The sequence below is a fragment of the Nocardia sp. NPDC058497 genome, from assembly GCF_042720195.1.
In the GTDB taxonomy this organism is placed as follows: domain Bacteria; phylum Actinomycetota; class Actinomycetes; order Mycobacteriales; family Mycobacteriaceae; genus Nocardia.
Genome location: NZ_JBHXMY010000660.1, coordinates 1 through 3060 on the forward strand (window position 1 = coordinate 1; position 3060 = coordinate 3060).

At 66.1% G+C, this 3060-nt stretch carries 3 protein-coding genes; all 3 read right to left on the reverse strand.

The genetic code is table 11. The features are described 5' to 3' along the window. Nucleotides 1-69 precede the first annotated feature (69 nt). The 3 genes from ACFWPJ_RS29045 to ACFWPJ_RS29055 all read right to left on the reverse strand — a co-directional run bounded on the left by ACFWPJ_RS29045 (nt 70) and on the right by ACFWPJ_RS29055 (nt 3024). The gene (locus ACFWPJ_RS29045) at nt 70-834 is read right to left on the reverse strand and encodes a hypothetical protein (RefSeq protein WP_378856127.1); all 765 of its coding nucleotides are present in this window, start codon (nt 832-834) and stop codon (nt 70-72) included. A 130-nt stretch (nt 835-964) separates the two neighbouring features. Next, on the reverse strand, nt 965-2143 hold the full coding sequence (locus tag ACFWPJ_RS29050) for an MlaD family protein (protein ID WP_378856129.1): 1179 nt from the start codon (nt 2141-2143) through the stop codon (nt 965-967). Next, nucleotides 2140-3024: an MCE family protein gene (locus ACFWPJ_RS29055; protein ID WP_378856131.1), complete on the reverse strand. Its 885-nt coding sequence runs from the start codon at nt 3022-3024 to the stop codon at nt 2140-2142. Before ACFWPJ_RS29055 ends, ACFWPJ_RS29050 begins: the two co-directional genes overlap by 4 nt. Nucleotides 3025-3060 lie beyond the last annotated feature (36 nt).

Sequence of the window (3060 nt, forward strand, 5' to 3'; positions counted from 1 at the left end):
TTGTGCCCCCCCCTAACCCGCCCCCGGCGGCCCAGTCGTTCTGCGGCGGGTGGCGTTCGTATCGACAGCTCAGTTACCGGGAGCGGGCGCGGGCGCCGGCGCCTGCGTCGTCGGCGCCGGCTGACCGGGCGCGGCGCCACCGGGGGCCCCGCTGCCGCCCTTGAGCAGCGGCGAATCCAGCTTGCTGACCAGCCACTTGCCGTCGTCGGACTTCTCGAGGGTCATCTCGACGGCGAACATCATCCGGTCCGGTTCGGTCTGGGTGAAGTTGGTCCGGTACTGGGTCATGGTGACCATGGCCTTGACGTCCTCGGTGGTGCCCGAGATGTAGGCGCACTGCACGTCCTCACCGCGGGACTTCACCTGGGCCTGGACCATCGCGCCCTTGAGCGCCTCGCTGGCGTCGCTGAATTCCTTCAGGTAGTCGCCGGTGGCCCCCGCCTTCATCGAGGCGATGTAGCCGTCGAGGTCCTTCGAGTAGTCGTAGTTGGCCAGGATGTTGCCGTAGTCGCAGGCCGCCTTCGTCGATTCGGCGATGGCGTCGAGCTTGTCGGCCTTGTCATTGCTCTGCAGGAAGAACACCACGGCCGCGGTGGCGGCGCCGAGCGCAACCACACCGGCCACACCAGCCGCGATCCAGCCCGTGGAGCTCGATTTCCCGGTCGAGGCGGGCGCGGGAGCCGCCGCCGCCTCGGTCACGGTCTCTGCCTTGACAGTGGCCGCGTCCAGTTCGGGAGTGGCCGCGGCGCCCTTGACGGTCGCGTCGGCCTTCGCCAGGTCGGGCTTGTCCGCCGTGGCAGCGTCCTTCTTGCTCTCGGCGTCGTCGCTGGTCATCGAATCAATCCTGCTCTTTCCCGGCACACAGAGCGCACCGATATCGTTCGTGGGCCCGTGAGCCGGACCACACGCTCTCCTGTAGCGAGTATGCCCGGTCCGGTGCGTGCGCTCCGGGCCGGGCATCAACTCAGTTCGCCGGGATGGGCGTCCGCTCGTTCGGATCGACACCCGGGGGCATCTGCGCGCCGTTGTTCGGCACGTTCGGTCGCGGCGCGTTTGCCGAACCGCGGATCTGCTGATCCGCGGGCGGGTTGACGCAGTAGTTCCACTTCGGGATGGACCCGTCCTGGACTTCCTCGTTGCGCCGGTATTCCGTCGCGTAGTAGCACGTCGGACGCGGCCAGACATCGATGATGGTGTGGAACTCGCCGTCGTGGGCCGGAGCGGAGATCGAGTCCAGACCCAACGCGAGTGACGGGAACAGCAGCCGCAGCGCGGGCGTACGCAGCTGCGCCGCCCTGGTGATGGACACGAAGTTGGCCGCCAGGCTGCTGATCGGATCAGCCGTCTTGTCCAGTACCGCGCCGAGCGCCTCGAACTGGGCGGGCGCGTTGTCCAGGACGCCCTGCAGCTCCGCGTTGGCGTTGTTGAACTGGGTGAGCAGCGTGCCCGAGTTGCTGGTCAGCGTCTGCAGATCAGGCTGGGCGTGCGAGGTGGTCTCGGCGATCACCCGCAGATTCGCGATCAGGTTCACCGTCTGCGGGAGCAGGTTCTCCAGACCGGCCACCACCAGGCTGACCCCGTTGATGAGACCACGCAGCTGATCGGGACCGCCACCGAGCGCGATGTCGAGCTCGTTCAGGATCGTCTTGAACTGCTGCGGGTCCACCGACGAGATCAGCGCGCTGGTGTCGTCGAGCACCGCCCACACCGGGGTCGGCGTCTTGATCTGCTCGGGGTTGAACTTGATCACCGCGCCGTCGGCGAGGAACGGGCCGACATCGGTCTGCGGACGGAAGTCGATGTACTGCTCGCCCGCCGCCGACAGCGCCGCCACCTGGATCAGGGTGTCGACCGGGATCTTGTAGCTCTTGTCGATCGCCGCCTTGACCGCGATCGCCTGACCCTGGTCGATCAGCTCGACGGTGCTGACCTTGCCGATCCGGTGCCCGCGCAGGGTCACGTCGTTGCCCGGCTGCAGACCGCCGGAGCGGTCCAGGTTGACCGTCACGTCGTACTCGGACCGCAGCGGGTTCACCCGCATGACGTTGACCAGCAGGTAGGTCGCGCCGACGATCAGCACCACCACCAGTGCCGCGTTCGCCAGCAGGATCTTGCTACCGAAGAACTTCTTCACCTTGCTCATCGGTGGCCTCCCACTCGGCCCTGAACGATCTGCAGCACCTGGATGAAGGTGCCGACGAAATCGTTCACGTCCTTGAGATCCGGGAACTTGCTGTTCGCCGGATCGGTCAGCAACCCGATATCGAGGTTGGTCAGCGTCGCGTACGGCGCGAGCGACTTGCCCTGGAACGTGGCGTTCGCGCCGGGGCGGATCGCGTGCAGCTGATCCATGACGTAACCGAAGTCGTCACCGGTCGCGGCCAGCGCGTTCATCAGGTTGTCCAGATTGGTGAGCAGCTCGGAGAGCTGATCACCGGTGGTGTTGGAGTAGTCGCCGAGGGCGGCGCTGGCCGTGGCCACCTTGGTGAGCAGATCGCCGATCGCCCTGTTGTTCTCGGCGATGGCGCCGATGGCCTGCGGCAGGGTGTCGGCCACCTGACCCAGCTGGGTATTGTTGTTCTCGATGGTGTTGGCGAGGGTGTTGAACTCGGTGAGCACCGTGTCGACCCTGGCGCTGTTGTTGTTCAATTCGCCGATGACACCGGTCATCTCGGTGATCAGGTGCGCCAGATTGCCGCCCTGCCCGTTGAGAATCGAGCCGAGTTCGGTGCCGAGGCGGCTCAGGCTGGCCACGCCGCCGCCGTTGAACAGCATCGACACCGAGATCAGCAGCTCTTCGACAGTGGCGCCCGCCGAGGTGAACTCGCGGGTGAGCTTGTCACCGTCCTGCAGGACGGCGCCCCCGCTGGTGTCGTCCTTCGGCTTGGACAGCGCGATGAAGACGTCACCGAGGGGAGTGGCCTGACGCAGCTCGGCCGTGGTGGCCGTGGGGGGCTTGTTTTCCTTTCTGTATTTGATGTTCTTCAATGCGCGGTAGGTGGTGGTGGAGTTTCCCGAAACCACACCGAAAAACCTACAACCCATCCTAACCCTCCCCCG